23 protein-coding genes are annotated in these 25,242 nt (G+C 72.9%); 11 read left to right on the plus strand and 12 right to left on the minus strand.

Annotation, left to right across the window (positions count from 1 at the left end; genetic code table 11):
- Nucleotides 1-36 precede the first annotated feature (36 nt).
- From ACSRUE_RS04420 to ACSRUE_RS04435, 4 genes are read right to left on the minus strand one after another with little or no spacing between them, the layout of a single operon-like run.
- Nucleotides 37-771 (minus strand): response regulator, encoded by a 735-nt coding sequence (locus ACSRUE_RS04420; RefSeq protein WP_441289932.1) that lies wholly within the window; start codon nt 769-771, stop codon nt 37-39.
- Between the two features lie 38 nt (nt 772-809).
- The gene (locus ACSRUE_RS04425) at nt 810-2,387 is read right to left on the minus strand and encodes a sensor histidine kinase (RefSeq protein WP_441289933.1); all 1,578 of its coding nucleotides are present in this window, start codon (nt 2,385-2,387) and stop codon (nt 810-812) included.
- Nucleotides 2,388-2,412: 25 nt separating this feature from the next.
- The gene (locus tag ACSRUE_RS04430; protein WP_437762808.1) at nt 2,413-3,147 is read right to left on the minus strand and encodes a sensor histidine kinase; all 735 of its coding nucleotides are present in this window, start codon (nt 3,145-3,147) and stop codon (nt 2,413-2,415) included.
- Between the two features lie 46 nt (nt 3,148-3,193).
- A complete protein-coding gene (locus ACSRUE_RS04435) occupies nt 3,194-3,808 on the minus strand; it encodes a response regulator transcription factor (protein ID WP_437762809.1) in 615 nt (204 codons plus the stop codon).
- Between the two features lie 716 nt (nt 3,809-4,524).
- On the opposite strand from ACSRUE_RS04435, the gene ACSRUE_RS04440 reads away from it, so the two are divergent.
- The 5 genes from ACSRUE_RS04440 (at nt 4,525) to ACSRUE_RS04460 (ending at nt 7,763) form a co-directional block, all read left to right on the plus strand.
- A complete protein-coding gene (locus ACSRUE_RS04440; protein ID WP_437762810.1) occupies nt 4,525-5,016 on the plus strand; it encodes a GreA/GreB family elongation factor in 492 nt (163 codons plus the stop codon).
- A gap of 156 nt (nt 5,017-5,172) precedes the next feature.
- Nucleotides 5,173-6,300 carry a Spy/CpxP family protein refolding chaperone gene (locus ACSRUE_RS04445; RefSeq protein WP_441289934.1) on the plus strand — a complete coding sequence of 376 codons (1,128 nt, stop codon included), beginning with the start codon at nt 5,173-5,175 and terminating at the stop codon, nt 6,298-6,300.
- Between the two features lie 29 nt (nt 6,301-6,329).
- Complete coding sequence (locus ACSRUE_RS04450) at nt 6,330-6,905, plus strand: RNA polymerase sigma factor (protein WP_441289935.1); 576 nt, start codon at nt 6,330-6,332, stop codon at nt 6,903-6,905.
- On the plus strand, nt 6,898-7,305 hold the full coding sequence (locus ACSRUE_RS04455) for a hypothetical protein (RefSeq protein ID WP_441289936.1): 408 nt from the start codon (nt 6,898-6,900) through the stop codon (nt 7,303-7,305). The genes ACSRUE_RS04450 and ACSRUE_RS04455 overlap by 8 nt, the downstream gene beginning before the upstream one ends.
- A complete protein-coding gene (locus ACSRUE_RS04460) occupies nt 7,302-7,763 on the plus strand; it encodes a hypothetical protein (protein WP_437762814.1) in 462 nt (153 codons plus the stop codon). Before ACSRUE_RS04455 ends, ACSRUE_RS04460 begins: the two co-directional genes overlap by 4 nt.
- A 40-nt stretch (nt 7,764-7,803) precedes the next feature.
- Here the strand turns inward: ACSRUE_RS04460 and ACSRUE_RS04465 are convergent, their stop codons facing one another.
- Complete coding sequence (locus ACSRUE_RS04465; RefSeq protein WP_441289937.1) at nt 7,804-8,727, minus strand: NAD(P)/FAD-dependent oxidoreductase; 924 nt, start codon at nt 8,725-8,727, stop codon at nt 7,804-7,806.
- 138 nt (nt 8,728-8,865) lie between these two features.
- On the opposite strand from ACSRUE_RS04465, the gene ACSRUE_RS04470 reads away from it, so the two are divergent.
- From ACSRUE_RS04470 to ACSRUE_RS04480, 3 genes are all read left to right on the plus strand, one after another.
- Nucleotides 8,866-9,831, plus strand: coding sequence for a DUF4349 domain-containing protein (locus ACSRUE_RS04470; RefSeq protein WP_441289938.1), 966 nt, complete (start codon nt 8,866-8,868; stop codon nt 9,829-9,831).
- A 447-nt stretch (nt 9,832-10,278) separates the two neighbouring features.
- A complete protein-coding gene (locus tag ACSRUE_RS04475) occupies nt 10,279-11,130 on the plus strand; it encodes a hypothetical protein (protein ID WP_441289939.1) in 852 nt (283 codons plus the stop codon).
- Between the two features lie 346 nt (nt 11,131-11,476).
- A complete protein-coding gene (locus tag ACSRUE_RS04480) occupies nt 11,477-12,859 on the plus strand; it encodes a PAS domain-containing protein (protein WP_441289940.1) in 1,383 nt (460 codons plus the stop codon).
- 1 nt (nt 12,860) lies between these two features.
- Here the strand turns inward: ACSRUE_RS04480 and ACSRUE_RS04485 are convergent, their stop codons facing one another.
- From ACSRUE_RS04485 to ACSRUE_RS04515, 7 genes are all read right to left on the minus strand, one after another.
- Nucleotides 12,861-13,871 (minus strand): hypothetical protein, encoded by a 1,011-nt coding sequence (locus tag ACSRUE_RS04485; RefSeq protein ID WP_441289941.1) that lies wholly within the window; start codon nt 13,869-13,871, stop codon nt 12,861-12,863.
- Between the two features lie 26 nt (nt 13,872-13,897).
- Nucleotides 13,898-14,995, minus strand: a complete 1,098-nt coding sequence (locus ACSRUE_RS04490; RefSeq protein ID WP_441289942.1) for a tetratricopeptide repeat protein — start codon at nt 14,993-14,995, stop codon at nt 13,898-13,900.
- Nucleotides 14,996-15,047: 52 nt separating this feature from the next.
- Nucleotides 15,048-16,616: a serine/threonine-protein kinase gene (locus ACSRUE_RS04495; RefSeq protein WP_441289943.1), complete on the minus strand. Its 1,569-nt coding sequence runs from the start codon at nt 16,614-16,616 to the stop codon at nt 15,048-15,050.
- Between the two features lie 168 nt (nt 16,617-16,784).
- The gene (locus ACSRUE_RS04500) at nt 16,785-17,531 is read right to left on the minus strand and encodes a cyclase family protein (protein ID WP_441289944.1); all 747 of its coding nucleotides are present in this window, start codon (nt 17,529-17,531) and stop codon (nt 16,785-16,787) included.
- A gap of 65 nt (nt 17,532-17,596) precedes the next feature.
- Nucleotides 17,597-18,991, minus strand: a complete 1,395-nt coding sequence (locus tag ACSRUE_RS04505; RefSeq protein WP_441289945.1) for a pyridoxal-phosphate dependent enzyme — start codon at nt 18,989-18,991, stop codon at nt 17,597-17,599.
- A 197-nt stretch (nt 18,992-19,188) separates the two neighbouring features.
- Nucleotides 19,189-20,916 carry a helix-hairpin-helix domain-containing protein gene (locus ACSRUE_RS04510; RefSeq protein WP_441289946.1) on the minus strand — a complete coding sequence of 576 codons (1,728 nt, stop codon included), beginning with the start codon at nt 20,914-20,916 and terminating at the stop codon, nt 19,189-19,191.
- 48 nt (nt 20,917-20,964) lie between these two features.
- The gene (locus ACSRUE_RS04515; RefSeq protein WP_441289947.1) at nt 20,965-22,053 is read right to left on the minus strand and encodes a formylglycine-generating enzyme family protein; all 1,089 of its coding nucleotides are present in this window, start codon (nt 22,051-22,053) and stop codon (nt 20,965-20,967) included.
- Nucleotides 22,054-22,266: 213 nt separating this feature from the next.
- On the opposite strand from ACSRUE_RS04515, the gene ACSRUE_RS04520 reads away from it, so the two are divergent.
- From ACSRUE_RS04520 to ACSRUE_RS04530, 3 genes are read left to right on the plus strand one after another with little or no spacing between them, the layout of a single operon-like run.
- The gene (locus ACSRUE_RS04520) at nt 22,267-22,722 is read left to right on the plus strand and encodes a hypothetical protein (protein ID WP_441289948.1); all 456 of its coding nucleotides are present in this window, start codon (nt 22,267-22,269) and stop codon (nt 22,720-22,722) included.
- On the plus strand, nt 22,722-23,444 hold the full coding sequence (locus ACSRUE_RS04525) for a hypothetical protein (protein WP_441289949.1): 723 nt from the start codon (nt 22,722-22,724) through the stop codon (nt 23,442-23,444). The genes ACSRUE_RS04520 and ACSRUE_RS04525 overlap by 1 nt, the downstream gene beginning before the upstream one ends.
- On the plus strand, nt 23,441-24,778 hold the full coding sequence (locus ACSRUE_RS04530) for an SLC13 family permease (RefSeq protein WP_441289950.1): 1,338 nt from the start codon (nt 23,441-23,443) through the stop codon (nt 24,776-24,778). Before ACSRUE_RS04525 ends, ACSRUE_RS04530 begins: the two co-directional genes overlap by 4 nt.
- The last annotated feature ends 464 nt before the right edge of the window (nt 24,779-25,242 follow it).

Genomic DNA, 25,242 nt, shown 5'->3' on the forward strand with positions numbered 1-25,242 from the left:
GCGCCCGCCCCTGCCCGGCGCCATGTCCCGCGGCCCTCAGCACGTCCCCGGGTCGCTCCGGGCGCGCGCGATCGTGAGCATCAGCTCGCGCACCTCGAACGGTTTGTGGAGGCAGGCGTACCCGCCCTGGCTCGTGAACGCGTGGATCATCTCCGGCGTCGCGTGGCCGGTCATCGCGATCACCGTGATCCCGCGGCTCAGCCGCCGGATCTGCTCGTGGGTCCTCACGCCGTCCAGGGAGGGCATCCGGAGGTCGAGCACGCATACGTCGACCGCCGCGTCCCGCGCGCGCTGGATGGCCGTGTGCCCGTCGTACGCGGCCTCCGCGCGCAGCCCGGCCGCCGTGAGCCCCGCCACGATCGACTCCGCGACCGCGGGGAGATCGTCCACCACGAGCACGCCGCGCGACGAGAGGGCCCGCGCGATGATCCGCATGAGGTGCTCCATCGAGAAGGGCTTGTAGATGACCGCATAGGCGCCCTCGCCGATGCCCTGCTCGATGAGCTGCTCGCGCGCGAAGCCGGTCATCAGCACCACCGTGAGCTCCGGCTGGAGCCGCTTGATCTCCCGGAACGTCGCGACGCCGTCGAGGCCGGGCATCCTCACGTCGGTCAGCACGAGCGCGAAGCGCCGCTGCCTCACGAGCTCGAGCGCATGCGCCCCGTCCCGCGCCTCGACGACCTCGTACCCCTCGAGCTCGAGGTTCGCGGCGAGCGTGGCGCGCATCCCCTCCTCGTCGTCCACCACGAGCACCGGTCCGGTCCCTTGCATCGACGGCCGTCTCCCTCTGCTGTCACGCTGTCACGCTGTTATGCGAGCTTCAGGGAGTGTACCTCCGGCGCCGCGGCGCGCGGTAACCGGATGGTGAACGTCGTCCCCGCGCCTGGCGCGCTCTCCACCGCGATCGTGCCGCCGTGCAGGCGGACGATCCCCGCGGTGATGGCGAGCCCGAGGCCCGTCCCCTTCAGCTTCGTGCTGAAGAGCGGCTCGAAGATCTTCGCGAGGTGCTCCTCCTCGATCCCCTCCCCGTTGTCGGCCACCTCGAGGCGCACGGCCTCGTCACATGCACGTCCAACCACACGCACCCACCCTTCGCGTTCGACCGGGATCGCCTCGGCCGCGTTCTGGATCAGGTTCACGAGCACCTGCCGGAACTGGTCCTTGTCGAGGCTCAGGACCGGCAGCGCCGCCGGCACGAGGTTCTCCAGGCGCACGTGCGCGGGCGGCTCGACGACCGACATGGCGTCGTCCACCAGGGGCGCGAGCGGGCAGGCGGTGCGGCGGAGCCTGCGCTCACGCGCGAAGTCCAGGAGATCGCCGATGATCCGGTTGCACGAGAGCAGCTCCTTCTCCATCAGGCCGAGGAACTGGGCGACGCGCGGCTCCGCGCCGACCTCCGTCCCGGCGAGGCGCTTCTTGAGGTAGTGCGTCGCGTTCCGGATGGCGCCGAGCGGGTTGCGGAGCTCGTGCCCGACGCTCGCCGCGAGCTGCCCTATCGCCGCGAGCCGCTCGACGCGCACGCTCGACGCCTGGGCCTCGCGCAGGCTCTCGGCCATGTGGCGGAGCGCCGCGCCCATGCGCCCGAACTCGTGCTTTCCCAGGTCGGGCACGCGGTGCTCGAGGTCGCCTCCGGCGATGCGCCGCGAGCACTCCGCGAGCGCGCCGAACCCGCGCGCCATCGAGCGCAGGAGCCCGCCGAGGAGGACGACGAGGAGCACGAGCGCCGCCGCCATCAGGGCGATGCTCGCGATCCTGATCCTGGCGCCCGCGCGGCCCGCCTGCTCCGCGTTCCGCGCGACGTCGCGCCGCGCGTCGGCGATGGCCGCGTCGATCTGGGGCACGAAGCCCTCCTCGTACTCGGCCTCGGGGCGCTCCACGAACCTCCGGTAGGCCGCCGGATCCCCGGCGCTCGCCATGCGGGACACGTGGTCGACGCCCCCGGCGATCGCCGCGAAGCTCGCGCGCATCCGGCGCAGGCGCTCGTCGCCCTCCTGCGCCTCGCGCAGCGCCTCGGGGGCGCGCTCGCCCTCGATCAGCGCCCGCTCGAGCGGCTCCCACGCCCGCTCGAGCGGCTCCCGCGCTCGCTCGAACGGCCCCCGCACCCGCTCGATCGCCTCCGCCGCGGCCAGGTCCCGCGCGACGAGCCCGGCCAGGTGGTGGAGCTCCTCGGAGTCGCCGCCGCCGAGGGAGATCTCCGCGGCTTCCCGCATGTAGCGGCCGGCGTGGTTGGCGAGCGTGACGTGGCGGGTGAGGTCCTCGTAGGACAGCTCGGCGCGCCGCTGGAGCCGCGTCATGCTGGCGGACGTGACGTGGAGCGCGCCGGTCGCGAGCAGCACGACGGCCGCCGCCACGGCGAAGATCAGCGAGAGGGCGGCCCGGATGCTCATCGCGGCGCCTCGGCCGCGCGCGCCGTCACAGCCGCTCCTCGGCGCCCGCGCCGGGCGGCTCGGGCGCCAGCGCGAGGGGCAGCTCGATGCAGGCCAGCGTGCCCGAGGGCGCGCCGCGGCCGACGGTGAGCGCCCCGAAATAGCGGCGCGCCACGCGCCCGGCGATGTTGAGCCCGAGCCCGAGGCGGCCCGGCTTGGTGGTGTAGAACGGGCGCGTGATCGCCTCCCGCTCCTCCTCGGGCACACCCGTCCCCGCGTCGCCGACCTCGATGCGGTAACGCGCGCCCACCACGCTCCCGCGCAGCGTGACCACCCCGCCCCCGGGCATCGACTCCGCCGCGTTCTCGACGAGGCACCGGACCGCCAGGGCGAGCTCGGCCGGATCGAGCTCGACCACGCCCTCCGCCGCGTCGACGTCGACGCGGATCGCCGGCTCGGCGATGCGCGCGCAGGCCGCCGCCGTGAAGACGCACTCGCGGGCGCTCGCGCTCACCGGCCGCCGCCTGAGGCTCGGGTTCGCGTCGACGGCGCCGTCGACGAGCGCGCTCGCCGCGATCGCCTCCTCGTCGATGACGTCGAGGAACTGCTCCACCCGCGGGTCGTCCCGAAAGGCCTGCTCCCGGGCAACCTTGCGCCGGATGAAGAACGCCGCATTGCGGATCGTACCCAAGCAATTGCGCAGATCGTGGCGCAGCGTGGCCACGATCTCCTCGGCCGTCGCGGTCTGCTCCACCGCGCCGAGCGGATCTCGGCTCGTCATCGTGGGGGATGGCCTCCTCGGGTGCCGCGTTCGCCGCCGCGGGCGATCACTTGAGGGTCCGGGCCGGGAGCCCTGCGTCTCCGACCCGCGCCGTGTCCAGGTAGCTCGACGCCGCGCGGGAGGACGGGGGCGGGTACGCGCTCACCCGCTCGCGCGGCGAGGACGCCGGCGCCTCCTGGGGGGCCTCCCGCGGCCTGAGCGACGGCGCGGCCCCCCTCGTCTTCGAGGCGGGCGCGGCGGCCTCGCGCGCCGAGGCGGCGCCCGCGCCGGCGTCCGCGGACCGCCGCGCGTGGGCGAGGCGCGCGAGCTCCAGGACGATCCGGGTGACCCGGGCGGGCTCGAACGGCTTGAGGATGACGTAGTGGCGGCTCGCCTCGCCGGAGCGGATGTACTCCTCGTCGCCGGTGACCAGCAGGCAGCTCGTGTAGAGCGGCAGGCCGGCGACCCGCTTGAGGAGCTCGTCTCCGTTCATCCCGGGCATCTTGTAGTCGGAGCAGACCACGTGGAACTGGCCTGTCTGCAGCAGCTCGAGCGCCCGGTGGGCGGACGTGCAGGTCTCGACATCGACGTCATCGTCGAGGATGGCCGCGATGCTGTCCAGCATCCTCCGCTCGTCGTCGACGACGAGCACGCGCAGCCGCTCCTGGGCATACAGGCTCACGATTCTCCTCTTGTGTGCTCGTGCAGTGATCGGGACGCAGCCCGGGCGAGCGGCGGCAGGACGCCTCGCGTCATGTCGCGCGCGCTCGGCCCGCGCGCTCCAGGCTGTGCGGCGGCGCCGCACGACACCCATGCTCTCGTGTCGATGCGTTCCAGCCCGGAGCAGCGGCGCAGCAGATTAGGAATCTACACGACTCACCCTTCCCCGGCAACGAAGATTCCTGAACGATTCCTGAGCGGTTCTCCGGTTCGCCGTTGTGGGGCGTCTTCGCGCGTCTTTGCGCGTCTTTGCGCGTCTTTGCGCTTCCAAGTCACCGTTTTGAAACATTCGATTTACACGAACGATAAGCGCGTCGGCAGTCCGCCGCGCGCGACGCGCATGGAATTGCACATCTGCAAGGAGCGGGGAGAGCTCGACGCGAAAAGGCGCCATGAGCTGCGACTCTGTGCGAGAGGCATCCATCACAGAGCTGCAATCAGCGCAGGTGTGCGCTCGGCGCCGCTCGCCGGCGGGTTCGCCGGCGGGCAGGCGCGCGGCGCGCGGCCTCCCCGGAGGAGCCGGGCCGCCTCCCTTCTCCTCCTCTGCGACCGGCGGCGACGGACGCGCGCCGGGCGGCGCCGAGGACGGCTGCGCCCCTCGGCTGTCTTCAGCGCCGCGCGGCGCCTGACGACCGTGGAGTGACCGCCGCGATCCCGTCTGGTAAGGTGTGCGTGTCTATGCCACCGGCCATCGACAAGCGCGCGTTGCTCGCGGCCCTGAAGGACCAGCTCGCCCGTGAGCTCGAGCGCTCCACCGAGCGGGCGCGCGACGCCGCGAGCGCCGTGACGCACGAGGAGAACCGCGCCGAGGGCGACAAGGACATGCGCGCCACCGAGGCGTCCTACGTGGCGCGAGGGCACAGCGAGCGCGTGCTCCAGATCGAGCAGGCGCTCGCCAGGCTCGGCGCCGTCACGGTGCGCGACTTCGGCCCTGGCGCGGGCATCGAGAGTTCGGCGCTCGTGGAGCTGGAGAGCGGAAAGCGGCGCGCGCTCTACTTCCTCCTGCCGGCCGCGGGCGGCGAGCGCATCCATTTCCAGGGGGTCGAGCTGCAGACCCTCGCCACGACGAGCCCCCTCGGCGCGTCCCTGCTGGGCCTCTCGGAGGGCGACGAGGCCGAGGTCGCCACGCCGCAGGGGACGCGCACCCACCTGATCGCCAGCGTGCGGTAAGGCCGGGCCGATCCGGCCCGCGCTGGCCCCTCCCGCCTCCCTGCGGAGCTCGCCTCCAGAAAAAGTGGCTCGCCCTCGTAGGGCCCCCCTGCCCGCCGGCGTCACAGGGATGAACGACCCGCTCGGCACGACGCGGGCGACGCAGGAGAAGAGTCCATGACGCAGTCTCGTTGGTGGAGGCTTGGTGGGATATTGCCGCTCGTCGGCGCGCTCGTCGGCGCGGCCGGTTGCACGGCGGAGACGGGGCAGGGCGACACGTCCCCGAGCGACGAGGCCGCCGAGGCGGCGCTCGCCAAGGGCCCGTCAAGGGCGGGCGGTCCTCGGGAGGGCTTCGGCGGGCATCACGGCGGGCCGCGCGGCCCCGAGCACCTCCTGCGCGCGGCGCTCCACGAGCTCGACCTCTCGGACGCGCAGGAAGCGACGATCGAGGGCGCCCTCGAGGGGCTGCGCGACGGCGCGAAGGAGCGCCCGAAGGACGGGGCCGTCTTCGCGGCGCTCGCCGAGGGCGTGCGCGCCGGCAAGATCGATCGGGCGGCGATCGAGGCGAAGCTCCCCGACGCCGGCCGCGCGGCCGAGGAGCGCCGCGCCCGCGTCGCCGGGGCGCTGAGCACCCTGCACGCCACGCTCACGAAGGAGCAGCGCCGGCAGCTCGTCGATGGGATCGCCGCGAAGATGGACGGGCGAGGAGAGCGCGGCCCGCAAGGCGGCGAGCACCACCGCGGCCCGCGCGGCGGCAAGCACCACCGCGGCCCGCAAGGCGACCGCGGCGGCATGGGCGGCCCCGGCATGCGCGGCGGTCCGCTGGACCACCTCCTCGCCGGCCTCGACCTGCGCGACGAGCAGCGCGCGCAGATCGACAAGGCCCTCGAGGCCGCGCGCCCGGGCGACGCCGACGGGGTCGGGCGGAAGGAAGATCACGCGGCGAGGCGCGCCGAGATGCGCGCGCGGCTCGAGACGTTCGCCGCGGATCGCTTCGACGCGAACGCGTTCCTGCCGCGGCCGCCGGCGGGCGAGAAGATGGGCCCGCGGGCGCACCTGGACCGCATGGTCGGCGCGCTGGCCGCGATCGTCCCGATCCTCGACGAGGCGCAGCGCAATGCGCTCGCCGAGCGCATCGAGAAGGGGCCGGCCGCGGGCAAGCCCGAGCGCAGCATGCGCGGCCCCGGGCATGGCATGCGCGGCCCCGAGCACGGCCCCGGGCCCGGCATGCGCGGCCCCGAGCACGGCCCCGGGCATGGCATGCGCGGCCCCGGGCCCGGCGGGCGCGGCTTCGAGCGCCGCTGAGCGCCCGTCCCGGTAGCGCGCGCGATGCCATGGGCGCAGAATCGCGGGGGAACGTGATCGTCGACCTCAGGCTCGTCGCAGCGCGCGTCGCCAGGGGCGATGACGCGGCCTTCCGGCAGATCGTCGAGCACACGCGCGCGCCGATGTACCGCCTGGCCGCGCGCCTGGTCGGCGACCTCGCGGAGGCAGAGGACGCCCTGCAGGAGGCGTTCGTCGACGCCTACCGCGCCCTGCGCGAGGGGCGCTACGACGGGAGATCGAAGGTGGAGACCTGGCTGTACCGCATCGTGACGAACGCCTGCCTCGACGCCCTCCGGCGCCGCCGCGACACCCCGCGCGAGGCGCGCGAGGCGTCGACCGAGCCGCGCTTCGACGGCCTCGTCTCCGCCGAGGCGCGCGTCGCGCTGCGCGAGCTCGACGCCCTGCTCGCCGCGCTCCCGCCCCAGGAGCGCGCCGCGCTCGTCCTCGTCGCCGTCGAGGGCCTGCCCGCGAAGGAGGCCGCGGCGGCGCTCGGCTGCTCCGAGGGCGCCGTCGAGCAACGCCTGGTGCGCGCCCGCGCCGCGCTCCGCGCCCGGCAGATCGAGAAGGAGGCGCCGCATGTCTGACCGCGACGACGACCGGACCGGACCCGATCGGGACCTCGCGCGCCTCGCGGCCGCGACCGCTCGCATCGACGCCGACGACCGCTTCACGGCGGCCGTGCTGCGCGCTGCGACGGCCAGCGCGGCCAGCGATCCGCTCGCGCGCATCGCGGCCGCGACCGACGGCCTCGCTCCGGACGCCGGCTTCACCGAGGCCATGGTCCGCGCCGCCAAGGCCGCGCCTCTCCCCCTCCCCCTGCCCGCGCGGCCCGCGATCGCCGACGGCATCGTCCGCTCGGGTCGCCCCGCCCTCGTCGTGACCGCCCTCGCGGCGGCCGCGAGCGTGCTCTTCTTCCTGCAGACGCAGCGCGACGTCGACAGCGCGATCATGGCCTCCGTGGAGGCCCTCGAGGCGAGCGAATGACAGAGCGCCCCGCGTCCCCGCCCGCCCTCGCCCGCTGGAAGCCGCTGGCCGTGCTCGCCGCGGTCTTCCTCTTCGGCGGCGTCGCCGGCGCGGCCATCGGCCGCGTCACGGCGTTGCGCGACCTCGAGGCCACCTTCCGGGGCCCTCCGACCGAGGTGCGCGCCAAGTTCCGCCTCAAGGCGATGCGCCGCCACCTCGACCTCACCGACCGCCAGGTGCGCGAGCTCAGGGCGACGCTCGCCGAGGCCGAGACCGAGCGGGACAGGCTCCTCTCCGAGTGCCGCCCCGCGCTCGACGCCCTCCGCGATCGCACCGACGCGCGCGTGAAGGGCGTGCTCACGCCCGAGCAGCTCACCCGCTACGAGGAGCTCGAGGCCGAGCGGCGGCGGCGCCCGGGCCCGCCGCCGTTCGGGCCGGGGCCTGGCCGCGGCCGCGGGCCGGGCGGTCGGGGCGACTGAGCGCCTGTCCGGGCAGCGCCGGCGAGGGCGCGCTGCCCCGCTACGCGAGCTCCTCTTCTTGCAGCGCGCAGTTGATCCCGAACGCCGCGGCGGCGCCCTCGGCGGCGGCCACGATGGCGAGCAGCACCTCCTTCGAGGCGTCCCCGGCGACGAAGACCCCTTCCCGGGTCGTCTCCTCGTGCTCGGCGACCGTCTCGACGCCCCGCTCCTCCGTGACCGTGCAGCGGAGCCGCTCGGCCAGATCCGACCCCTGCTCCTGCTTCGCCTTGAGGAAGAGCGAGCGGCGCTCCACCGCGCTGCCGTCCTCGAGCACCACGCGCTCCAGCATCCCGTCCCTGCCCTCGAGCCGGGCGACACGCTCCTCGCGCACGCCGATCCGGTGGCGCGCGAGCCGATCCGCGTCCGATCTCGACAGGGACGCTGGTCCGTCCGTGAACAGGACCACGTCATCGCTCCACGTCTTCATGTTCACGGCGAGCGAGACCCCTGTGCTGCCCTGTCCGTAGACGCCGATCGCCTGATCACGCGCCTCCCATCCATCGCAGTAGGGGCAGTGGTGCACGCTCTTGCCGTACATCGCAGGGAGCCCCGGCAGCTCCGGCAGCCGGTCGACGAGCCCGGTGGCGAGCAGCAGCTTGCGGCAGCGCACGCGCTCGCCGCCTTCCAGCGTCACCTCGAAGCGCGTCGCTCGGCGGCGGACGTCGGTGACGGCCGCCTCGCGGATCTCGACGCCGTACGGCGCCAGCTGCTCGCGCGCTATCCGCCGGAGCTCGGGAGGCGCGATCCCGTCGCGCGACAGGAAGCCGTGCATCTCGCGCGCCGCGTGGTTGCGGTACCGCCCCGAGTCGCACACGAGGACGCGCCTCCGGCAGCGCCCCAGGATGAGCGCCGCGCTGAGGCCGGCCGGCCCTCCGCCGACGATGATCGCGTCGTATCCCGGGATGTCCTCTTCGCGTGTCGACATGGTCGGCGCCCGCCTCGCAACGGGCGGGCCCGCCACCGGCGCGCACGGCGTGTCCGCGTCCTCGGCCCGGGGGTGGGCTCGCGGGCTCCGCTCGCGGTCGTTCGCTCGAACCGCTATGGTCACCGCATGCGCTCCTGCATGAGGCTGCCTGCCGTGCTGCTCCTGGCAGTGACGCTGACGAGCGCCTGCGCCAGAGGGGACCGTTCCGAGTCGGCCCCGCCCGCGCAGGCCGCGGCGCTGGATCAGCGAGCGCAGGGCCCATCACCTGCGGCGTCGCCGCTCGCCGGGCGGGCGATGCGAATCACCGTCGAGACCGCGATCCTTGTCGACGCCTTCGAGCCGGCAATGCATCGGCTGCGGACCGCGGTCGAGGAGCACGGCGGCTACGTGAGCGAGGCCCGGGTGCACGGCGGCCTGCGCCGGAGCGCGTCGCTCGAGGCGCGGGTCCCCTCGGCGAAGGTCGGCGCGTTCCGCGCCGCGGTGGCGTCGGTCGGCGAGGTGGTCGACGACGCGGAGAAGGCCGAGGACGTGACCGAGCAGCGCGCGGACATCGGCGCGCGGCTGCGGAACGCCCGCGCCCAGGAGAAGCGGCTGCTCGACCTGCTCTCCGACAGGACGGGGAGCCTCGCGGACGTGGTCGCCGTCGAGAAGCAGCTCGGGAGCGTGCGTGAGACGATCGAGCAGATCGAGGCGCAGGAGCGGTTGCTGGAGGGGCAGATCGCCTATGCGACCGTGAGGATGTCGATCACGGCGCGCGGCGAGGAGCAGACCCTGGGCGCCGGCGGCAAGATCGCCCGCGCGGTCAGCGAGGGAATCGAGAACGCGGGGGTCGTCGCCGTGAAAACAGCGGTCCTCGCCGCGTCGATCGGCCCCACGTTGCTGCTCCTGGCGGCGTTCTTCGGGGCGCTCTACTACGCCCTTCGCGCGATCGTCCGGCGGCAGCGGCGCACGACGGCCAGCTTCCGTCCGCCCTTCCAGGCGGGCCCGACGCACGCTTACCCGAGCGGCGCGCCGCCGGTGCAGGGCGCGCAGCCTTCCCCGGAACCGACCTCGCCGCCTCCGGCGCAGCGCCCGCGGGGCGACGGCGAGATCGGCCCCGGGTGAGCCGGATCGCAGAGCCGAGCAGCTCGATCACCGCCTGCTCGGCCCCTGCGCACGAGATCCCCTGACAGCGCGTGCCGGGGCGCTCGGCGGCGCGCTCGTCAGCGGCGCGCCTCGCGCCATTGCCCCCGGCCCCGCGCACGCTCCTATCGCCACACTGCACATTGCAACGACACGCAGGCCGCTCGCTGCCGTTCTGTCGCGCCTTCATGCAATGTGAGATTTCGATCATCCATCGCTCCTTACTGGGTGTCAGATGGCGTGCGACGCGCGCGACACGCGGCCTTGCGCTCGCCCGGCACGCCGTGGACAGAGCACCCCTGACTCCAACGACCTGAGAATTCTACACAAATCGCCTGTTGAGTACTGGACATGACGGCTAGTCATCGGTACACCCCATGTGACCTTCGACGAGGGCACGAAGGGACGAACCCGGGGGGGGGAACGACGATGTACCGGATCAGCATCGCTGATTTCGCAGCGCTTTCGCTCGCGTTTTTGGTCGGCTGCGTCGCAGTTCAGGAAGAGGAGGAGGACTCCGTAGGAGCCGCCGTTGGCGCCCTCGAGTTCGTCAACGCCCTCAACCCCAACGCCCTCAACCCCAACGCCCTCAACCCCAACGCCCTCAACCCCAACGCCCTCAACCCCAACGCCCTCAACCCCAACGCATTGAGCCCGGCGGCCCTGAGCGCGATCCAGGATCCGGGCGCGGCCGGCGATCTCTCGCGCCAGCTCCTCAGCTATGTGGTCGGCTGTGCGCTCCTCCCCTCGCAGTCGTTCAGCTTCTCGTGGACCGACGGCTCGGGCACGGTGCACAACGAGCAGTACTGGGGAATCATCGGCCTCGCGCCGGACTGGAGCACCAAGGCGCTCGGCCATAACGACCAGCAGTGGATCTCGGCGTGCCTCGCGTCGCGGACGAACTGGTACGGCGTCTCCGTGACGATCTCCTCGCGGGGCACTCCCTCGGCTCTCGACAAGACCGGCACCCTCGAGCTCACGACCTACACGCATCTGGAAGGCGCCTTCTGGGGGAATCTGTTTGCCCCCTCTCCTTACCTGAACGCCTGCTACGACGAGGCCAATCGCACCTATTCACGGTCGCTGATGCGGGAGTGCGCCGCCGGTCACCTCACCAGCGGCGGGGCCGTCCAGCAATGCGGGATGCTCAGCATCCGCGGGTCGTGCACCGCCTACTGCCAGCAGCTCAACACGAACGGCATGTACTACCCGAGCTGCGTCAACAACCTCACCGGCATCCCGGAGTCGACCCCCCGGGTGATCACCACCTTTCTTCCCTAACCACGGGCGGCGAGCCCGAGCCGCGGGACCTACCGCTGGTTGGCAGGACATTCTCCGGGAACAGGAGCCACGCAAACACGAAGCGGCGTCCGTCCGGATCGAAGATGTCTTTCACCGTGTCGATAGCGTCTCCGAGATGCTCCGATGTACGAGGTGGCGAGCGCGAAGGGCAGGTCCCGGTCGGTGGTGCGCGGGGCTGCGATGAGGGCGAATCGGTCGTGCGTGGGAGTGCCGCTGTCGACGGTCGACGCGCCAGCCCGAGAGAACGAGCCAGCCCCGGCCGATTCAGTACTTCACGGGGCCGGCCCGATGGTGCACCATTTCAGCGCAAACGATATCCCGGACGGTGCGGGCGGAGAGCGGCGCGCAGGGCGCAGAGGGAACGATGGAGATCGATCGGCAGAGCGACGAGCGAATCAAGGCAGAGAACGCGCGGCTCCGGGCGCGCGTGGAGGAGCTGGAGCGGAGGCTCGGCTCGGGCGCGGCGCCGCGCGACGCGCAGCGCGAGCTCGCGGACAGCGTGCCTTACCGCGCGCTCTTCGATGCGGTGCCCCTGCCGCTGGTGGTCCACCGCGCGGACGGGCTCCTCGTCGCGATCAACCGGGCCGACTGCGCGCGGTGGCGCATCAGCCCCGAGCAGATCATCGGCAAGTACAACGCTCTCGAGGATCCGCAGGCGGTGAAGACGGGCCACGCCGAGGCGTTCCGCCGAGCGCTCGCCGGGGAGGTGGTCACGCTGCCCCCGGTCCCGTACGACACCGAGCCGGGCGAGCTTTACAAGGATCGGCGTCGGCTCTGGACCGAGCCGAGCTACGTTGCGTTCGAGGACGCGAGCGGGAACCGCTTCGTGGCGGTGGTGAGCATCGACGTCACCGCGCGCGTGGAGTCCGAGGCGCAGAGGCGCCGGGGCGCCGCGCTGCTGGAGGCCTTCATCCAGAACGCGCCGATGCTCATGTTCGCGCGGGACGGCGAGGGCCGCCACACGCTGCTGAACCCGCCGGTCGAGGCGCTTTTCGGCAAGCCCCGCGAGGAGCTGATGGGGAAGACCCAGCACGACCTGTTCCCCGCGGAGATCGCCGACCGGCTCGCGACGCAGGACCGGGCGGCGATGGCGTCGTCCGAGCCCATCACCTCCGAGGACGAGATGGAGCTGGCCGACGGGACGCACGTGTTCATGAGCACCAGGTTCGCGCTCCGCGACGAGGAGGGCAGGGTCTCCGGATGCGGGGCAATCGCGGTGGACATCACCGGGCGGGTGCGGGCCGAGGCGAGGACCCGGCAGCTGCAAGAGAAGATGCTGCTCGTGCAGCAGGAGACGATACGGGCGATCTCAACGCCGCTGTTGCCCATTGCGGACGGGGTGCTGGTGGCGCCGCTGGTCGGCGAGCTGACCCGCGAGCGGGGCGCGCAGTTCACCGAGACGCTGCTGGACGGGATCTCCCGCCAGCACGCCCGGATCACCATCCTCGACGTGACGGGGGTTCCGCAGGCGGGGCCGGAGGTCACGGACGCGCTGATCCGGGCGGCGCGGAGCGCGCGGCTGCTCGGGGCCGAGGTGGTGCTCACCGGGATCCGGCCGAGCGTGGCGCAGGCGCTCGTGGAGCTGGGGGCCGATCTGGGGGGGATCGTGACGCGGGGGACGCTGGAGCGCGGGGTGACTTATGCGCTCTCCGGCCGCGAGGGCGCGCGGGCGCCAGCGCGACCCCGGAGCGGGCGCGGCGCGCACTAGCTCACATCCCGGGGCCGTCGTCGCTCTTCGCCAGCGTCGCGGCGTTGTCCTTCACCTGCTCGGGGGTCAACGGCTTGCCGTACACCGCGGCATACTGGATCGAGCCGCGAAGAGAGCGCCCGGCCTTCCGCGTGTTTCCGAGCACGAGATACCACGTCGGCTCCGCCCACGTGAAGACATAGTCGGCGGGCGGCCGCTCCGCGATCGCGTTCGTCCGCACGTCGCCGTTCACGTAGAGATCGACGACGCCCTCGGCGGCGTTCAGCACGAGGTGCAGGACGCACGGCCGCTCCATCTCCTCGAGGGGAATGAACCACTGCCCCACGAACTGCGTCTTGGAGCCGGCGTAGATGTGGAACTGCAGCTCTCGGTTTCCCATCCCGTCGGAGTCGCCCGCGCTCAGCGAGTACTTCCCGAACTCTCCGGTGTCGGTCCCGAGGTACAGAATGCGAGACGGCACGCCCTCGACCGCCGCGGCCGTCACGCTCACCACGGTCTCGAGCGTGAGCGCCGCCTTCGAGACGAGGAGCTTGCTCGGGGGCGTGGCGGTGGACGGAAACGCGGCCTCCACGCGCGCATTGCCGCCGAGGGTCGTCCAGCGGAGGCCCACGCGCCCCGCCTCGCCTTCCAGCGTGAGCCTCTCTCCCTCCGGCACCACGTCGAGCGGGAGCCCCGGCGCCGGTCCCGAGTCGACGAGCTTGCCATCCGCGTCGTACGCGTCGAGGAAGTACCGCGCGAGCAAGCCATCATCGACAAGGCACGTCGAGATATGGCTCCCCGGCCCATCGCAGCCCTCCTGGGGCGCCCCGCCGCAGCCGCCGCCCCCCTGCCCGCAAGGCGCCACGGTGCCCCCGGCGCCGCCGCTCGTTCCGCCCGTTCCGCCGGCTCCGCCCGCGCCGGGGACGACGTCCTCGTAGCTGTAAAAGACGCAGCTACCCCCGGTGAGCGCGACCAGCGGGACGATCGTCGAGAGCGCCCGGCCCATCCACGTCCAAGATACGATGCGCACCATCGGGAAGAGCCCTCTCCTCGGAAACCTCACCAGCGCTTGCTGATCACGAGCCCGCCCGGCAAGGGGCTCACCGACAGGCCGGTCGCCGTCGCGTCCCGCGCGTCGGGCTGCCCTGTCAGGAGGACGTACGCCGCCGTGCCGAGCCCCGCCGCGCCCGCGGCCAGGAAGCTCCAGACCGCCGCGTTCGCGAGGTCTGCCTTGGCGTGCCCCAGGTCGTTGTACGCGCGCAGGTCGAGCCCGGGGCAGCGCGCAGGGTCCGTGCAGGCCGGCTCCAGGAGGCGCTGCTGCGAGCTCGACTTCCCGTTCGAGAGGAGCACGAACGCGACGCCGAGCCCCGTCCCCGCGGCGGTCGCGGCGAGCCCCGTGAACACGACCGCGGTGCTGCGCGGGCTCGGGCGTCCATCCGCCGCGTCGCCGCCGTCGGCCGCGCCCTGCCCAGGGCCCGGCGGGCCGCCGCCCTCCTGGGCGCCGCCGTCGGCCGCACCCTGCCCAGGGCCGAGCGGCTGCGGCTCGCCGCCCGGGTCGCGCCCGGTCCTGTCGCTCTCGATCCGCACCTTTCCGGCCGCGAGATCGACCTCGACCTTGGCCCTCATCCCCTCCTTGAGGACGATCTCCTTCGTCAGCCCGCGCCGTCCAGGCGCCCCCACGGCGAGCGTGTGGCTGCCCGGATCGCGCGCGACGGGCGTCGACGGCGGCACGTCCAGCCCGCCGAGCGCCACCTGCACGCCCCCGGAGCCCGCGCCCGTCACGGTGATCTCCACGGTCGGGATGCGCGACGAGACGGCCTCGAGCTCCGTCCTCGCCTCGGCCTGCGCCCGCCGGAACGCCTGCGAGGCGTCGGCCGGGAGCTGTTCGTCGACGATGACCTGGTAGACCGAGCGCGCCTCGGTCAGGCGGCCGAGCTTGTGGCAGGAGCGCGCGACCATGATCAGGAAGGTCGGCGCGTGCACCGTGGCCTCGGCTCGGCGGAAGGCCTGGAGCGCGTCCCGGTACCGGCGCGCTCGGTAGGCCGTCCACCCCTGGTTGGCGTGCGCGACGGCCGCCTGCCGCGCCTTCGCCGACGGGGGCGGCGCCTGCGCGGACGCCTCCGCGCCGGCGAGCGTGACAAGGAGGAACGTACCCATCACCGCCGCTCGGAAGCGCATTCCTGCTCTCTGGGGACGCGGAGCCACCCGGCTAGAGCCCCCAGTCCGGCCTGCTCCCGCCGGACTTCTTGCGAGGAGCCGGCAGCGCCTTGCGCGGCGCCGCCGTCGACGCGGTCCGAGCGGTGGCCGGGGATGCGGGGCGCGCGGGCGCGGGGCTTCGCGCCGCCGCCACGGAGGGGGCGGCGGATGCCTGTGCCGGCGCCAGGGAGGCGGCGCCCGGCGCGCCCGCGCCCGGATCGAGCGGCAGCGGGGCCGGCACCACCGCGGGAGTCGCCGCGGCGCGCGCCTCGGGAGCGCTCGCGACGGCGGGGACCGCGGCGAGCCCGGCCGGCGCGCCGCTCGACGGCGCGGCGTCCGCGGGCGCCGCGGCGGCCGCGGACGCCTGGATCGTGGCCTGGTCGCCGTCGGTCGATGCGCCCCTGAGCGTGGCGACGAACAGGCCGACCCCCACGACGGCGATCGTCGCCCCGATGGCGACGCGCCCCGCGACCCGCGCGATGGCGCCGCGCGCCGTGTGCGGCGCCGACAGGTTGATCGCGCCGGTCAAGGTGCCCGGCAACGATTGCGGGTTCGGCGTCGAGGCGCGGACATCGTTCGGGTCCGAGCGCCGCTGGATGGGCATCGTCGTCAGTTGCGCCACCGGCGGCGCGCCGGGGTCGGCGAGCCCGGGCTCCCCGCCGGAGCCCCGCGATGACCACCCGGCGCTCAGCGAGGTGTCCCCCGCGAGCGAGAAGAACGGCGGCGCGCCCGCGACGCGCGCGAGCTCGTTGATCATCTCGCGCACGTTCTGGAACCGCTTGTCCCGATCGCGCGCCAGCGCCCGCGCGAAGAACGCGTCGATGCCGCTCGGCAGATCGGGGGCGAGCTCGCGCGCCGACGGCACCGTGCCGAGGATCACCTTCGTGACCACGCGCCCGATCGCGTCGCCCGGGAACGGCAGCTGCCCCGTGAGCATCTTGAACAGGATGACCCCGAGCGACCAGAGATCGCTGCGCGCGTCCACGTCCCGCTCGCCATAGAACTGCTCCGGGCTCATGTAATTGGGCGAGCCCATCACCTCGCCCGTGGCCGAGATGTCGGCCGCGAGCACCGCCGAGACGTCCTTCGCGATCCCGAAGTCGAGCAGCTTCACGATCTCGCCATCCTCGCCGTCGACACGCGCCAGGAAGAAGTTGGCGGGCTTGAGGTCGCGGTGCACGAACCCCGCTTCATGGACGCTGCGGAGCGCCTTCCCGGCCTGGACGATGATGTGCAGCGTCTCCGGGAGCGAGAGGCGGCCGCACCGCTGGAGGCGCTTGCTGAGATCCTCGCCTTGCAGGAGCTCCATGACGAGGTAGGGCACCTCGTCGTCCTCCTCGAAGCCGAAATCGTGGACCTGCACGATATGAGGGCTCTTGAGCTGCGCGGCGGCGCGCGCCTCCCGCTCGAAGCGCGCCCGGAGCACCGGCAGCCGCGAAAACGAGTCGCGCATGAACTTGATCGCGACGAGCGTGCCGAGCTGTACGTGCTGCGCCACCCAGATCGAGCCCATCCCGCCGTGCGATAGCTCTCGCTCCAGGCGGAATTTGCCGGCCAGAAGGACGTCTTTTTCGAACTTCATACGCCCGGTCACCTCCCGAGGGGGGAGCCAAGAGGATACCGAATCCCGGGCAGGACGCGAAGCTTCGTGTGGTCGATCCGGCGTGGCGAGCAGCACCTCGTACGACCGTGGCGGCGGGCGGTATGCAAACAGGCGACACCGCGCCAGAGCAGGGCGAGGCGCGCCGCGCTATCCCGCCGGCCCGCCGTGGGTCGGCACCAGCGCCAGCACCCGGGCCGGCGCGCCGCTGCCGCCCGCGAGCGGGAGCGGCGCGACCACCACGACCGCCCCGGCCTCCGGCAGCTGCTCCAGATTGGCCAGGTTCTCGATGTGACAGCCGCCCGCGCCAAGGAAGGCCCTGTGCTGCTCGAATGTCTCGCTCTGCCCCGGGTCGGTCGACAGCGTATCGATACCGATGCAGCGCACGCCGCGCTCGCGCAGGTAGCGGCTCGCCTCCACGGACACCCCGGGAAAGCGCATGACGCCCTGGGCGTCCTGGTTCCGGTACTTCACCGGATCGGACCAGCGAGCCCCCCAGCCCGTCCGGATCAGCACGATATGCCTCGCGCCGAGCGCGCCGTGCCGCGCCTCCCAGCGCCGGAGATCATCCACCGTGACCCGGTGGTCCGGGCTCGCCGCCACGGCCGCCGTCACGTCCACGACCGCCGCCGCCCCCACGAGCTGCTCCGGCGCGATCTGCTCGACGGTCGCCGCCCCGGGCGTGAAGTGCGCCGGCGCGTCCACGTGCGTGCCCGCGTGCTCGGCCATCGAGAACCGATTGGCGCAATACGCGTCCTCCTCGATGGTGCTCAGCGTCTCCGACGCATAGGGCTCGTCGCCGGGAAACAGCGGCATCTCCGGGGTGATCGGGTGCGTCAGATCGACCACCCGCGCCGTGGCGAGGTCGATCACGAGAGCTCCGTGCGCCTCCTGCATGGCGCACAGCTCACCACGAGCCCGCCGCCCGCACAAGGCACGGCGGGCCGGTGCCCGCGCGCGGCTCACACCTCGTGCAGCTTCACCCGGCGTCGCAGGTAGTTGATCAGGTCGATGCGGGTGACCAGCCCGACGAACTCGTCACCATCGGTCACGATCGGCACGAGCCCGGCGTCGAACATCGGAAGGAGCTCCCGGATCGGCGTCCGCACGTCGACCGTCCGGAGCCGCGTCGTCATCGTTGCCTCGACCGGCTGGCGGAAGCGCGTCACGTCGTCGACGGCCGCGAGGAGGAGGTCGGACTCGTCCAGGATGCCGATGATCTTTCCGTCCTCCAGGACGGGCAGCTGCGACACGTCGTAGAGCTTCATCCTCGCATAGGCCACGAGGAGCGCGTCCGACCGCTGCACCGTGACCACCGCCCTGTCGGCGTGGCGGCGCGTGATCACGTCGCGCAGATCCCCTGTCGGCGCGCGGTCGGTGAAGCCCTGATCGGCCATCCAGAAATCGTTGTACATCTTCGACAGGTACTTGTTGCCGCTGTCGCAGACGAGGGTGCAGACGCGCTTCGGCGACGACTGCTCGCGGCAATAACGCAGGGCCGCCGCCAGCAGCGTCCCGGACGACGAGCCGGCGAGGATGCCCGTCCTGGAGAGCAGCAGCCGCGCCGTCTCCAGGCTCTCCCTGTCGGAGATCGTGTAAGCGCGCTTGACATGGGAGAGGTCGAGGATCGGAGGAAGGAAGTCCTCCCCGATGCCCTCCACGAGCCACGAGCCCGCCTTGCCGAGCTTGCCGGTCTCGACGTAGCCCGCCAGCACCGAGCCCTCCGGATCGGCGAGCACCATCTCGCAGCGCGGCTGCGCCCTGGCGAAGTAGCGCGAGAGCCCTGTCATGGTGCCGCCGGAGCCGACGCCGCACACCATCGCGTCGATCCTTCGATCGAGCTGCGCGTCGATCTCGGGGCCCGTCCCGGTCTCGTGGGCGAGCGCGTTCGCCGGGTTCTCGAACTGGTTCACGTAGAACGCGCCCTCCTCGCGCGCGATGCGGGCGGCGAGGTCCTGGTAATAGCTCGGGTGGCCCTTCTCGACGTCGGAGCGCGTCATCACCACCTGCGCGCCGAGCGCCTTCAGGTGGAACACCTTCTCCTGGCTCATCTTGTCCGGGATCACGAGCGTGAGCCGGTACCCCTTCTGCGCCGCGACGAGCGCCAGGCCGAGCCCGGTGTTGCCCGCCGTCGCCTCGACGACGTGGCGCCGCTCGCCCCCGAGCTGACCGGCGCGCTCGGCCGCCTCGATCATCGACAGGCCGATGCGATCCTTGATGCTGCCGCCCGGGTTCTGGCTCTCCATCTTGAGGAAGAGCTCGCACGGGCCGGAGTCGAGCTGAGTCACCTGGATCATCGGCGTGTGCCCGATGAGAGCGACGATGTTCTCTGCGGGCGCAGGGGTCGGCGAGGACATTGGCATGACAGCTCAACGGTCACACGACGCGCACCGTCTGTCGAGGTGGTGCCAGCGATGACGCGCGCGTCACGCGCGTCGCATGGGCGGCGTGGGCCGCGCGGGGTTGCCGCGGACGGCCGACCTCTGGACCGACGCGGCCTTCGCGGCGTCCGGGCCGCACGCTGCCACGCTCAGAGGCGCGATCCGGGAGGCGATCAGGCGGGCCGGACCGCCTTCTGGAACGCAGCCGGGCCGAGCGTGTTCAGCACCTCGCCCCGGCGGAGGCCGCCTCGCCGCGCGGTCCCCACGCCGAACCGCAGGTTGCGGAGCGCGCGCGTCGAGTGTGCGTCCGTCGAGATGACAAAGCGGATACTGCGCTTGCGCGCCTCCTTGATCCACCGGGGCTCCATGTCGAGGCGGTACGGGTCCCCGTTCACCTCGACGGCGGCCCTCGACTCGGCCACGGCGTCGAGCACCTCCTCGACGCGGCACGCGAACGGCTCGCGCCGCTGGATGAGCCGGCCGAGCGCGTGTCCCCAGATCTTGAAGACCGGCAGCCGCATGGCGCTGACGAGCCTGCGCGTCATCTGGTCCGCGTCCATCTTCATGCGCGAGTGGATGCTCGCGATGACCACGTCGAGCTGCTCCAGGATCGCGTCCGGATAATCGAGCTTCCCCGACTCGAGGATATCCGACTCGGTGCCTCGGAGGAGCTTCACGCTCACGCGCTCCTGGACGCGGGCGATCTCGTCCCACTGCTGCTTCAGCCGGTCGAGGCCGACGCCGTTCGCGTAATGGGCGGCGGGCGAGTGATCGGTGATGGTGAGGTATTTCATCCCCATCGCCTCGGCCTCCAGGGCCATCTCCTCGATCGTGTTCTTGCCGTCCGAGTACACCGTGTGGCAGTGCACCATCCCCTGGATATCGCCCTCCTCGACGAGCTCGCCCTCGCGGCCCGCCCGCGCGGCGCGCTCGATGGCGGCGACGATGTCCTCCGCGCCCTCGCGGAGCTCGGGCGCGATGTACGGGACGCCGATGTGCTCGTAGAGGTCCTCTTCCGTCTTCACGGAGAGGCGTTTCTTGCCCCGCGAGAGCCCTCTCTCGTCGAGCGTGAGCCCCAGCTCGCGCGCGAGCGCGCCGAGCGCCGAGAGGTACTCGGGCGCCCCCGTCCGGTGGTGGAGCGCGGCCGCGTAGTCCCGGGGCGGCACGCAGAGGAGCTCGCCGCGCAGGCCGCCCGAGAGCCTCACCCTGCAACGCGCGTCGCCGCGCTCCTCGACCTCGGCGACCTGCGGGGACCGGACGAAGCAGTCGATCACCCGCGCGGCGTCGTCCGCCGCGGCCACGAGGTCGATGGCCGCCACCGTCTCTTCCCAGCGCCGGATCGAGCCCGCGAGATCGGCCTGCTCGGTCGCCTCGCAGCCGCGCACGTGGGCGAGGAGCGGCTCGGCCGCCTCGAGCGCGTCGACGAGCAGGACGCGCTCGTCGCGCGCCTCGTGGCGGGCTATCCCCTCGAGCAAGCTCGCCTCGGTCTTCGCCCCGAAGCCCTTCACCGCCCGGACCTTCCCGGCGAGACAGGCCCTCTTCAGCTCCTCCACGCTGCCGATGCCGAGCGCCTCGTGGAGCGCCTTCATCCGCTTGAGGCTCATGCCCGGCACCTGGGCGAGCTCCAGCACGCCGCTGGGCAGCTCGGCGCGGAGCTCCTCGAGCTGCCCGGAGCGCCCCGTCTGGTAGAGCTCGGCGATCTGGGCGGCGAGCGCCGGTCCGATGCCCTTGACGCCGGTGAGCTTCTTGCTCCTGACGAGCGCGCCGAGGTCGTCCGTGAGCTGCTCCAGCGCCTCGGCCCCCGTCTCGTAAGCGCGCGCTCTGAACGGGTTCTCCCCCTTGATCAGGAGGAGCGTGCCCGTCTCGCGGAGGGCGCGGGCGATGTCGAGCTTGTCGAGCATGAATGACGGCAACTCTAGCACTCGTGGGCCGCCGGAGTCATGGAGGGTTCACGGCCCTGGCAGGTCGCGCGCACACATCGCCGATACATAGTAGTGGCGGCCGCTCGTCTCGTAGGGTGCGCGGTAGGTCGTTGTCTGCCGGTATCCGGCGGCGACGAAGCTCCCGCCGTGCGTGACGCGCAGGGCAGCGTGGTTGTCCAGGCGGGAGCAATCGTCGCACGGCACGAGCGGGCGATCGTCGTCGGCGGCGTCGCGCGTGATCTTGTAGGCCTCGCCGGCGAGATCGAGCTGGCCCCAGCGCCCCGCTCCGCTGGGAAAGGAGCCGACGGGCGCGAGATCGTCGGTGGTGCAACGGATGAGGCTCCACGGGGGAAACGCGTCCTCGCAGGGCACCGACGTCGAGCCTTCGCCCTGGCAGCAGTAGGCCGCGTCCTCGGAGGTGATGGGGGAAGAGCCCCACGGATACAGCCGCTGCTCGTCGCCGCCTGCGGCCGCGTAGTTCATCTCGGCCTGGGTCGGCAGGCGCCCGCCGTCCCACGCGCAGAACGCGAACAGCTCGAGCCATGTCGCGCACACGATGGGTTTGTCCTCGTTCGCGGCCGGAGCGTCGGTCCACGTCGGCCAGCCGTAAGGATCGCAGACGAGCGCCCGCTTCATCTCGGCCGTGGTCGCCGGGAGCATCGTGTTCCAGGCCGGGTCCCACCCGCTGTCCGGGATCTTGGGGTGCGCCCCTGCGCCGGCCGGCGGCGGGCTCGCCTGCGTCGGGCCGCCGGCCTCTTCCAGGTAGCGGCGAAACCGCCCGACCGTCACCATGTACTTGTCCAGGTGGAAGCTGCTCACGCTCGCCGGATACCGCGGATCGTTGAGCCGGTTGAACGTCCCGCCGGGCACGAGCAGGCTGGCGCAGCAGTCGTCGTCATGGCCGAGGCCGCAGCGGTCGTCGGCGCCGGGCGTGCCGCCGGCGCAGCTCGGCGGCACGCCCGGCGCCTGCGCGCGGTCGCGCCCGGCGTGAACGGAAGCATTCGCGTCCTGCTCCGCAGCGCCGCCGCTGTACGCGTGGCTGGGTCCCAGGATCGCCGCGAGCGTGCAGAGGGCGAGGAGGATCGAGAGCGGCTGTCGAGGCGGTCGCGTGGCCATCTGAGCGATTAGGTGCGAGCGCCGCCGCTCTGGTTGTGCGACACGGCGGAAGGCCAGCACGAGGCGGCTCGGGCGCCCGGGCGCGCGGGGCGCCGGCGCGCGAGATCAGGCCTGGATCCGGGCCCTTCCGGGCAGCTACGCTGAAGTGCCCTCATGCCTCCGCCCCGACCGCCTCGCGACCCTGGCCATCGCTACCCTTCATTGCCCTCGTCCGTGGTGTCCGCGTTCATCCGCCCCGCGAGGCTCGACGCGCTGCTCGCCCCGTGGATGCCCGACGCGGAGGAGCGCGCCTTCGTCGTCCGGTGCATCGTCGGGGAGGGCCCGGTCCATCACCGCGGCGCGAGCTACACGCTGGTCTGCCTGCTCGGCCTCCTGCTCGAGGAGCTCGGCCCGCCGGAGGGCGGCGCGCCGAGCAGCGAGTCGCTGCCCGTCCCGATCCGCCTGCCGCCGCACCTCGCGCGCGGCAGCGAGCACGACTACCCGCTGGCCATCCCGCTCGCGCCGCTGGCGCGCCTCGCCCCGAAGGGCTCGCCGGAGCTCGCGGCGCTCGTCGACTGCCTCACCGACGGCCCGCCGCACCACGCGCTCGCCAACGCCGCGATGGTCTGCCTGCTCGACGCCCTCTTCGCGCGCGCCGAGCGCGCCCGCGCCGGGGCGGAGCCGGCCTGATGGCGCTGCCGCCGGCGCTCGGACAGGCGTTCCGGATGGTGGCCGCCGAGCTCGGTATGCGCTCGGCGGCGCGGCTGTTCCTGCGCGAGCTGATGGGCGCAGGCGGCGCCCCGCTCGCGCGCGAGGCCCGCGACCAGCTCGGGCGCGAGTTCCCCGTCCTCGACTTCGTCGCCGAGCAGTGGCTCTCCGGCGGCGCCGAGGCGCCGCTCGACGTCGCGGGCGTCCTCGACGCGCTCCGCGGCGTGACGCGGCTGCTCGTCGTGGGGCTCGAGGCCGACTGCCTCGACGCGCTCGTGCCGCGGCTCTCCGGCATCGAGGCGGGCCTCGTCACCGACGCGGGCGGGCTCGACACGGACTTCGGCCGCGTGCTCGCGAACTACGACGGGCTCATGGAGCCGGTGGGTCTGTCCGAGCTCCACCGCTGGGCCGGGCGGAGGAGCGCGCTGCTCACGTTCGTCTACGGCACCGACGGGCACGCGGCGCACGTGAGCCCCTCGTGGCTGCGCGTCTCGGGCCCCGACGTGCGGACCCAGTTCCGCTCGCTGATCGGCTGGGACATCCTCGGCCGGCCCATGACGGTGTACCCGCGCTGGATGGTCGAGACGAGCTCGGCCGATTTCTCGTGCCTCGTCGGGCCGGCCCCGCGCGGCCCCGCGCCCGAGGTCGCCGCCGCCGGCGCGGGCGACCCGCGCGCGCTCGCGCCGGCGATCGAGGCGACGTGACGGCCCCCCAGGGCGCGCTCTTCGCCGTCCTGCTCGGCACGCTGCTGCTCCAGGCGCTCCTGCCGTCGCGCCGCGTGCTCATCGTGACGGGCGGCGCGGGCCTCGCCTGCCTCGCGTCGACGCTGCTCGGGGTCGCGACCACGCCGCTCCTGCTCGCCGAGGTGCCGTGGGACGTGCTCGTCATCCTCGTGACGCTGGGGCTCCTGTCCCAGCTCTTCGCCGCCTCGCGGGTCTTCGATCGCCTCGCCGTCGCGGCGACGCGGCTGAGCGGCGCCGAGCCGTTCCGCGTCCTCGTGGTGTTCTCGATCGCGATGTACGTCGTGAGCGGCGTCGTCAACAACCTCACGGCGCTCGTGCTCGTCCTGCCGGTGCTGCACGTCCTGCTCAGGCTGATGGGCACGCGCCAGCGGTACGTCTCCTGGCTGCTCGGCCTGCTGCTCGTCGCGTGCAACCTCGGCGGGGCCGCCACGCCGATCGGCGATTTCCCGGCCATCCTGCTGCTCGGCCGGGGCAGCATGACGTTCGGGGCCTACCTCTCGAGCGCCGCCCCGGCGACGCTCTGCGCGCTCGCCGCGCTGCTCCTCGTCGTGCGCGCCGTGGTGCGCCCGACCGCGGGCGTGCCGCGCGATCCGGTCTCGGCGCGGCTCACGCGCGCGGCCATGGAGGCGCTGCACCGGCGGGTGCGGGCCGACCGGCGCCTCCTCGTGCCGGCGGCGGCGTCGCTCGGCGCGATGGTGGTCGCGTGGCTGTTCCTGCCCGCGGAGCTCGGCGTCGGCCCCGAGCTCGTGTGCTGGCTCGGCACCGGCGCGGCGCTGCTCATGTCGCGCAGGCTCGGCGAGCGGCTCGCGCGGACGGGGCTCGACATCGAGGCGGTGCTCTTCCTGCTCTCGCTCTTCGTGATGGTCGCGGCGGTGCGGCGCACCGGCCTGTTCGAGGAGGTCTCGCGCTCGCTGGCGCGGCTCCCGGTCGCCCCGTCGCTGCAGCTCGTCGCGTTCCTCGTCCTCGCCGGCGTGCTCACCGGGCTGTTCTCGGCGGGCCCCAGCATGGCGGCGCTGCTCGACGTGGCCGAGTCGCTCGCCCAGCGGCTGCCCGGGCCCGCCGTGTATGTCGGCCTCGCCCTGTCCGTCTGCGCGGGCAGCTCGCTCTTCCTGACCGCCGCGACGTCGGGCCCGCTCGCGCAGGCGCTCACCGAGCGGGCCGACCTGCGGGACGTCGACGGCAGGCCCATCCGGTTCGGCTTCTTCGATTTCCTGCCGACCGGGCTCCTGAGCTTCGCGGTGATCCAGGCCGTGGCGATCGCGTACGCGCTCCTCGCCATCTGGGCGGCGCGATGAGGACGCCCGCCGGGGGCAGGAGCTGGCTCGCCGCCCATGCGGGAGATGGGTCGCACCCGCGTCCGGGTGAGTGCGCCTCCAGCATGAGGACGGGTGGCAGCCGTCTCCGGCTGGCTTCCCCTCCAGCATGAAGACGGGTCGCAGCCGTCTCCCGGTGGACGTGCCTGCAACAAAACACGGGTCGCACCGTCTCCCGCTGGCCCCTCTCCAACAAAAAGATGAGTCGCACTCGTCTCCCGCTGGACGTGCCTCCACAAAAAGATGAGTCGCACTCGTCTCCCGCTGGACGTGCCTCCACAAAAAGATGAGTCGCACTCGTCTCCCGCTGGACGTGCCTCCACAAAAAAATGAGTCGCGCTCGTCTCCCGCTGGACGTGCCTCCACAAAAAGATGAGTCGCGCTCGTCTCCCGCTGGAGAGGCGCACGAGAGGAGCAGGGCCGAGTACGTCGAGTAAATGCTTTAG

This window comes from Sorangium sp. KYC3313, from assembly GCF_052075895.1.
In the GTDB taxonomy this organism is placed as follows: Bacteria; Myxococcota_A; Polyangia; order Polyangiales; family Polyangiaceae; genus Sorangium; species Sorangium cellulosum_B.

Excerpts from the sequence above, each read along its gene's own strand:
- ACSRUE_RS04485 (WP_441289941.1), bottom strand. The coding sequence starts at position 13,871 with ATGGTGCGCATCGTATCTTGGACGTGGATGGGCCGGGCGCTCTCGACG.
- ACSRUE_RS04505 (WP_441289945.1), bottom strand. The coding sequence starts at position 18,991 with ATGTCCTCGCCGACCCCTGCGCCCGCAGAGAACATCGTCGCTCTCATC.
- ACSRUE_RS04495 (WP_441289943.1), bottom strand. The coding sequence starts at position 16,616 with ATGAAGTTCGAAAAAGACGTCCTTCTGGCCGGCAAATTCCGCCTGGAG.
- ACSRUE_RS04460 (WP_437762814.1), top strand. The coding sequence starts at position 7,302 with ATGACAGAGCGCCCCGCGTCCCCGCCCGCCCTCGCCCGCTGGAAGCCG.
- ACSRUE_RS04420 (WP_441289932.1), bottom strand. The coding sequence starts at position 771 with ATGCAAGGGACCGGACCGGTGCTCGTGGTGGACGACGAGGAGGGGATG.
- ACSRUE_RS04475 (WP_441289939.1), top strand. The coding sequence starts at position 10,279 with ATGTACCGGATCAGCATCGCTGATTTCGCAGCGCTTTCGCTCGCGTTT.
- ACSRUE_RS04490 (WP_441289942.1), bottom strand. The coding sequence starts at position 14,995 with ATGGGTACGTTCCTCCTTGTCACGCTCGCCGGCGCGGAGGCGTCCGCG.
- ACSRUE_RS04525 (WP_441289949.1), top strand. The coding sequence starts at position 22,722 with ATGGCGCTGCCGCCGGCGCTCGGACAGGCGTTCCGGATGGTGGCCGCC.
- ACSRUE_RS04455 (WP_441289936.1), top strand. The coding sequence starts at position 6,898 with ATGTCTGACCGCGACGACGACCGGACCGGACCCGATCGGGACCTCGCG.
- ACSRUE_RS04510 (WP_441289946.1), bottom strand. The coding sequence starts at position 20,916 with ATGCTCGACAAGCTCGACATCGCCCGCGCCCTCCGCGAGACGGGCACG.
- ACSRUE_RS04430 (WP_437762808.1), bottom strand. The coding sequence starts at position 3,147 with ATGACGAGCCGAGATCCGCTCGGCGCGGTGGAGCAGACCGCGACGGCC.
- ACSRUE_RS04445 (WP_441289934.1), top strand. The coding sequence starts at position 5,173 with ATGACGCAGTCTCGTTGGTGGAGGCTTGGTGGGATATTGCCGCTCGTC.
- ACSRUE_RS04440 (WP_437762810.1), top strand. The coding sequence starts at position 4,525 with ATGCCACCGGCCATCGACAAGCGCGCGTTGCTCGCGGCCCTGAAGGAC.
- ACSRUE_RS04515 (WP_441289947.1), bottom strand. The coding sequence starts at position 22,053 with ATGGCCACGCGACCGCCTCGACAGCCGCTCTCGATCCTCCTCGCCCTC.
- ACSRUE_RS04465 (WP_441289937.1), bottom strand. The coding sequence starts at position 8,727 with ATGTCGACACGCGAAGAGGACATCCCGGGATACGACGCGATCATCGTC.
- ACSRUE_RS04500 (WP_441289944.1), bottom strand. The coding sequence starts at position 17,531 with ATGCAGGAGGCGCACGGAGCTCTCGTGATCGACCTCGCCACGGCGCGG.
- ACSRUE_RS04450 (WP_441289935.1), top strand. The coding sequence starts at position 6,330 with ATGGGCGCAGAATCGCGGGGGAACGTGATCGTCGACCTCAGGCTCGTC.
- ACSRUE_RS04425 (WP_441289933.1), bottom strand. The coding sequence starts at position 2,387 with ATGAGCATCCGGGCCGCCCTCTCGCTGATCTTCGCCGTGGCGGCGGCC.
- ACSRUE_RS04470 (WP_441289938.1), top strand. The coding sequence starts at position 8,866 with ATGAGGCTGCCTGCCGTGCTGCTCCTGGCAGTGACGCTGACGAGCGCC.